Below are 5,626 nucleotides of genomic sequence, written 5' to 3' on the forward strand. Positions count from 1 at the left end.
GTGAGCACCGCGTCGCCGACCGAACCGGTGCGGCGGGCCGGCCCGCCTACAGGTCGAGGACCATTTCGAACTCAGGCCGGATATCGCCGCCGCCGACGCTCCCCCGGACGCCGGTCCGCCGGAATCCATGGCGGTAGTACAGGCGTTCGGCCGCGATATTCCCCTCGACGACTTCCAGGCGGATCCGGTCGCCGCGAACGGTGGCGTGATCCAGCACCGCGTGTAGCAGCAGATCGGCGACTCCGGTTCCCCGCGCTTCCGGGGCGACCCACATCGAGATCAGGTGCGATTCGCCGCCGTCTCCGGTGACGCCGACCGTCCCCACCGCGGTATCGGCGGCGGCTGCCAGGAATTGCGCACGCCCGCCGAGTAACTCGCGCCAGTCCCGCTCCCCACGCCGCTGGGCCTCATCCAGGGTGGAGCCGAACGCATGGGGCGCGTCCGCCAGCGATCGGAGCCGGATCCGCCGGAACACGGCCCACTCCGCGACCTGCAACTGCCGGACGTGCACCGTGGCGAGATCCATCGGGTGATTGTCGCGCAGCCGGTACACCGCACGCGATGCGAACACCCTCGGCTTCCGGGTGATCATGGTCGCCGGCGCGAATGCCGCACGCTGCGACCGCGACCACAAGGCCACCCTGCACACCATCCACCGGTCGTTCGGGGACGTGCGTCCGACGCCGGACGCGCTGGACATGATCGGAGCGGCCGGGCCGAGTGGCGCAGACAGCTGAGTTCTGCCGGAATCGCCGGACCCCGCCGACATCAAAGGTGCCGACACTCCGAACCGGCATGCAACGCACCGGCGATGTGAGGATGAGGGAACAACAAGCGGACGAGGGAGAACCCATGGGGAAGTTGGACGGAAGAGTCGCTGTCGTCACCGGCGGGGCGCGCGGACAAGGCCGATCGCATGCGGTGACACTGGCCGCGGCGGGCGCCGATATCGTGCTGTGCGATATCGCCGCGCCGATCGCGAGCGTGCCCTACGCGCTGGCTTCGGAAGACGACCTCGCCGAGACGGTGAAACTGGTCGGCGACACCGGCCGCCGCTGCGTCCCGGTCACCGCCGACGTCCGTGATCAGGAACAGCTCTACGCCGTCGCCGACCGCGCCATCGACGAATTCGGCCGTATCGACATCCTCCTGGCCAACGCGGGTATCGCGTCCAACGCCCTGATCGCCGAAATGCCCGAACAGACTTGGCAGGACATGATCGACGTCAACCTGACCGGCGTCTACCACAGCTTCCGCGCCGTCGTCCCGCATATGATCGAGCGCGGCTCGGGCCGGATCGTCGCCACCGCCTCCATCGTCGCCCGCATGGGCGCTCGCAGATCCGGCCACTACGCCGCCGCGAAATGGGGTGTGGTCGGCCTGGTGAAATCGCTCGCCGAGGAGGTCGCGGAGCACGGCATCACCGTGAACGCGGTCCTGCCCTCGGGAGTACAGACCGACATGATCATGAACCCCGCCACCTACCGCGAACTGATGCCCGACCACGAAAACCCCACCCGCGAGGACGCCATGGCGATGTTCGAGGCCGGGGGCGGGCTGATCCAGCCGGAAGAGGTCTCGGAGTTGATCCTGCTACTCGTCTCCGACTCCGGCGGCCGCTACAACGGCGAAGCCCTCACCATCTCCGGCGGCCTGAGCACCCACACGGTGTGATCTGCACGCTGCGGCAGCGAGCCGGCGCCGGACGGCTCGTCGTCGCCGGGAAGGTGACGTGCTCATCGAACCACGGGTATAAAGAGGTGTGCGAATGGCAGATGACAACCGTGTCGAGATCCCCCGCTGGCTGAAGCCGATGAATCGGATGATGGTCGCCGTCGGCCGGGTCGGGGTTTCCCTACCCGTGACTCTGCTCACGGTCCCCGGGCGGACCTCGGGAAAGCCACGCACCACACCGGTGACCCCGTTCGAATTCAACGGTGCCGAATACGTTCTCGGTGGTATTCCCGGCGCCGATTGGGTGAAGAATGTGCAGGCCGCGGAGACCGCCGAATTGAAGGCGAAACGGAAGACGCGGACCGTGCGCCTGGTGGAGGTTCCGGCGGCGGAGAGCGAGCCGGTGCTCCGGGAGTTCCCGCGACTCGTACCCACCGGCGTACCGGTCATGATCAAATCCGGAGTGGTGACCGGCGACGACCCCGATGAGTTCGCCGCCCTGGCAGGCCGCTGTGTGTTGTTCCGGATCGAGAACATCTGACAACGTCGCACGACCATTCCGCGGTGCCCCACCGCAGCCGATAGCCGCCGATGCGAGTTGAGCGCACGCGTACAAGCACACCTGTCAGGTGCGCCCATGTCGACGCCCGATCCCCCGGTGTCCTGAGACACCGGGGGGTCATTTCAGGCTCCACTCATGCGGGCAATGAAGGCATCCCAGTCCTCCGGCGCGAAGTCCAGCGCGGGACCGGCCGGGTTCTTGGAATCCCGCACGCCGACCCGCCCCGAGACCAGCCAAGCGACTTCCACACAGTCATCGTTACCGCCGCTGTACGACGATTTGAACCACGGCATGCCTGATAGGTCGTCCATCATTGCTCATATCTCCTTGCCAATTTCCTGATTCGATCCCGGGAGGTCGTTTCGTCGAGTGCGGCCGCGCGAACTGTGTCATAGAGCGTTCGAAAGAGCTTCACGTCCTCGGCGTCCTCGAAAGTCATCGAGCCGATCGCTCCCTCGGCGTAGACGACTGAAGGCTCGGAGTCCGGGAAATCCAGCAGGTTGAAGGGCGGAATCACCTTGCCGGCCGGGAGGCCGGCAGCGAACGGCATAACCCGTACGACCACATTTTCCCGGGTGCCGAGATCCGCGAGCTGCCGACACTGAGCAGCCATGACCCGTTCGGAGCCGACGAGACTGTGCAGAACCCCCTCATGCAGAATGAATTCGAGTTTGGACTTCCAGCGGCGCTGCATGGTCCGCGTGCGCCGCTGCATGCGCATCTGGACCCGCTTATCTATCTCGGATGCCGGATCCTCTGGCGCAAACGAACGGAAGACCGCTTTCGCGTAGTCGGCGGTTTGCAGCAGACCGGGCACAACAAGTGAGTGATAGATGCGAAATTCGGTCGCATACGACTCCAGCTCCAGGTAGGAGTTGAATCCTCCGTTCAGGAGGTGGCGATAGTCTTGCCACCAGACCTTGGTATTCGATTCCGCCGCAATGGCCATCAGATATTGGGTGCGCTCTTCCGGCAGATCGAAATAACGGCAGAGGTATTCGACCTCCCGGACCTTGATCCGCTCGTACTGCCCTAGCTCGATCCGGCTCAATGTCGCCCGGCTGAACTCGGTCTCCTGGGCCACCTGTTCCAGCGTCGAACCGCGTGCGTGGCGCGCGTCGCGCAACGCTCTCCCCAGTTGCCGCCGCGGCAGTGTGGTGCCGCTGAGATCCGCCTTGCTCGGCATCGTGCCTCCCCTGTTTCTCAACGAATCGCCCGGCGTTTCTCAGTTCGAGAACAATCGTAGGCAGGTACCGGGAAACGTGCTGCGACTTCCGACCGATCCCGTGACGGCCTCCCGCCGACCCACGCCGAGTCTGTGACCTGCAGCAACATAGTCGCATGTCCGAGAGATACGGAAGTCGTTGTCGCAAAGTCGCTTTGCCGACGGCCTACGGCGACGCCGAGACACACGCACCGACGCGCCACACCGAATGCGACGGTCGGCTGGCCGTCTGGCGGCTCGATCGCGAGGCGATCCAGATCGTGGAGGTGCGTGACACTTCGGGTGTGGGCGTGCCCCTGCCCGCCCACACCTGCACCGACCTCGCGGATATGCGCGAGCGGTTCCCCGAATACACCCGCCTGTGGGATGCGATCCGCCACGAGTTCTGGACACATACCGTCGCGCGGGGACTGCTCGGATGAGCGCTATCCGCTACCCCGACGACGAGTCGGTCGCCGAGATCACCGCGCATTTCCTGCCGACCGTGCCCGCCGGATCGCTGCCCGTACTGTTCGGATTCCGCTTCGACGGCGAGACGATCCACGCCGAATGCGCCGAGGTCGATCCGAGCCGGGGCGTCACGGATCCGAATCCGATCCATGTGGCGGCCGCCCGGGTGCGCACCGTCCTCGGCCCCGGCATGTTCGGGCTCGGTTTCGTCTTCCTCGTTTTCGCCGATCAACTGGGTTCCCGCGCCCGCGCCCGGCATATCCCGGCACCCGTCCGTACCGCCGCGGCGCGCCTGCCCGCCGGGTCGGATATTCTCGCGGCCGCCACCATCGATGCCACCGGTCGTCAGTGGTGGGCGGTCCGCCCCCACCACTGCGGCGCCGACCCGATACTCCTGCGGTTCCCCGCCGTCGCACCCCGGGATTGGCGCCTACCCGAATCCATCGACGCGTCCCTGTGGACGGCCGCGCTGGCTCTCGACGACGCCAACCAGCCGCATCTACTGAGGCTGCGGATCACGAACCCGCGCGAACGGGCCGGACTGTGAATGCTCCCCGTGTCCGCCTGCACCGAAGCCGGCGCTCACCAGGCGTCGGCGCGCTCCTCCGTCAACCGGCGCCAGGCCAGCTCCAGCCAGCTGCCGAAATGGCGGGTGAACTCGGCCGGGATGGCCGGGCGCACCGTGACGTGGGTTCCCCGCTGTTCGGTGTAGCGGCCGTCGCCGGTGATGTCGTGCCATTCCAGCATTCGGAGCGGGTCGGCATTCGCGTCGAATCGCCCCATCCGGAGCACCGCGCAACCGCCACCGTCGGCCTCTCTCCGGACCAGCCGCCGATACCGGTCCCGCGCGCGGGTGCGCTGCGGATTCTCGAACTGCTCCGGCCGGGAGTCCACATCGTCGGGATGGAAGGTCTCGGGTCCGGCCGTCCCGGGCGCACACCCGGGCAACGCGGTCACCAGCCGTGCCGCCAGCTGCTCCGGCCGCAACAGTCGCACCTGAATCGACCCGAAGTCGCGGGCGTTACCGGCCTGGCTCATCGTCACCGCATGACTCTCGGAGCGCGCGCCCACAATCCGGTAGTTGCGCATATCGCCGCGTCCGGTGCTGCGTTTGTGCGCGACAGTGCCGCCGAAGATCGCGATATGCATTTTCGAGGTGCCCAGCGTATCCAGGGCCACCTGGATAGTGGCGCGTTCCTCCCGCGTATACCGCTCCCGCACCGCGAGGCGATGCGCCCGGGCTTCGTCGTTGAAGGCGAAACGGCTGGTGTAGCGCAGTGGGCTGGGGAACCGATCGTAGGCGTCGCTGTACCACAGCGCCGCGAAATCGTCCGGCTCCCAGGTCCACTCGGACATCGATCATTCCTTTTTTTCGTTGCGGGAGAACAGTTCCCGCGATGTATTGGCGACGTTCCGGTACCGCACCGAATACCGCTCGGCCGGCTGACCGAGCGGCTCGTACGGCGAAACTCTCGGCTTCTAGTCGGGGTTGCGTCCGATCACGCCACCGGCGATGGTGGGCGGGATATCACCCAGCAATTCCTCCGTGTTCTCCTGGTTGATCAGATAATCGGGCGTCGAACGCTTCGACTCGTCGTCCTGACCACCACGTCCCGCACCGGCGCCGCCCATCGGCATACCAGTCATCCCCCGGTTGGCCGCCGCGTTCGCCGCGGCGGCGGACCCACCCGCCGGGACGCCGGCGGCGGCCATCG

At 66.6% G+C, this 5,626-nt stretch carries 9 protein-coding genes and 1 pseudogene; 5 read left to right on the forward strand and 5 right to left on the reverse strand.

Going from position 1 to position 5,626, the window contains the following annotated elements:
- Positions 1-46: 46 nt before the first annotated feature.
- Positions 47-526, reverse strand: coding sequence for a GNAT family N-acetyltransferase (locus tag ACLML9_RS27415; RefSeq protein WP_411948220.1), 480 nt, complete (start codon positions 524-526; stop codon positions 47-49).
- Between the two features lie 7 nt (positions 527-533).
- Between ACLML9_RS27415 and ACLML9_RS27420 the strand changes: the two genes are divergently transcribed.
- The 3 genes from ACLML9_RS27420 to ACLML9_RS27430 all read left to right on the forward strand — a co-directional run bounded on the left by ACLML9_RS27420 (position 534) and on the right by ACLML9_RS27430 (position 2,215).
- Positions 534-737, forward strand: a complete 204-nt coding sequence (locus ACLML9_RS27420; protein ID WP_411948221.1) for a hypothetical protein — start codon at positions 534-536, stop codon at positions 735-737.
- A gap of 115 nt (positions 738-852) precedes the next feature.
- Positions 853-1,674, forward strand: coding sequence for a mycofactocin-coupled SDR family oxidoreductase (locus tag ACLML9_RS27425; RefSeq protein WP_411948222.1), 822 nt, complete (start codon positions 853-855; stop codon positions 1,672-1,674).
- 94 nt (positions 1,675-1,768) lie between these two features.
- Complete coding sequence (locus ACLML9_RS27430; protein WP_411948223.1) at positions 1,769-2,215, forward strand: nitroreductase family deazaflavin-dependent oxidoreductase; 447 nt, start codon at positions 1,769-1,771, stop codon at positions 2,213-2,215.
- A 143-nt stretch (positions 2,216-2,358) separates the two neighbouring features.
- On the opposite strand, the gene ACLML9_RS27435 is transcribed toward ACLML9_RS27430, so the two are convergent.
- Both ACLML9_RS27435 and ACLML9_RS27440 read right to left on the reverse strand, forming a co-directional pair.
- Entirely contained in the window at positions 2,359-2,550 is a 192-nt protein-coding gene (locus ACLML9_RS27435; protein ID WP_411948224.1) for a DUF397 domain-containing protein, read from the reverse strand.
- Entirely contained in the window at positions 2,547-3,422 is an 876-nt protein-coding gene (locus tag ACLML9_RS27440) for a helix-turn-helix domain-containing protein (protein ID WP_411948225.1), read from the reverse strand. Before ACLML9_RS27440 ends, ACLML9_RS27435 begins: the two co-directional genes overlap by 4 nt.
- A gap of 155 nt (positions 3,423-3,577) precedes the next feature.
- Between ACLML9_RS27440 and ACLML9_RS27445 the strand changes: the two genes are divergently transcribed.
- Together ACLML9_RS27445 and ACLML9_RS27450 are read left to right on the forward strand one after the other, a co-directional pair.
- Complete coding sequence (locus tag ACLML9_RS27445) at positions 3,578-3,883, forward strand: hypothetical protein (protein WP_411948226.1); 306 nt, start codon at positions 3,578-3,580, stop codon at positions 3,881-3,883.
- Entirely contained in the window at positions 3,880-4,458 is a 579-nt protein-coding gene (locus tag ACLML9_RS27450; RefSeq protein WP_411948227.1) for a hypothetical protein, read from the forward strand. Before ACLML9_RS27445 ends, ACLML9_RS27450 begins: the two co-directional genes overlap by 4 nt.
- Before the next feature lie 35 nt (positions 4,459-4,493).
- Here the strand turns inward: ACLML9_RS27450 and ACLML9_RS27455 are convergent, their stop codons facing one another.
- The gene (locus ACLML9_RS27455) at positions 4,494-5,267 is read right to left on the reverse strand and encodes an ESX secretion-associated protein EspG (protein ID WP_411948228.1); all 774 of its coding nucleotides are present in this window, start codon (positions 5,265-5,267) and stop codon (positions 4,494-4,496) included.
- Positions 5,268-5,390: 123 nt separating this feature from the next.
- A pseudogene (locus ACLML9_RS27460) lies at positions 5,391-5,626 on the reverse strand (hypothetical protein); the annotation flags it as partial.

The sequence above is a fragment of the Nocardia sp. NPDC002869 genome (assembly GCF_046764065.1).
Classification (GTDB): domain Bacteria; phylum Actinomycetota; class Actinomycetes; order Mycobacteriales; family Mycobacteriaceae; genus Nocardia; species Nocardia rhamnosiphila.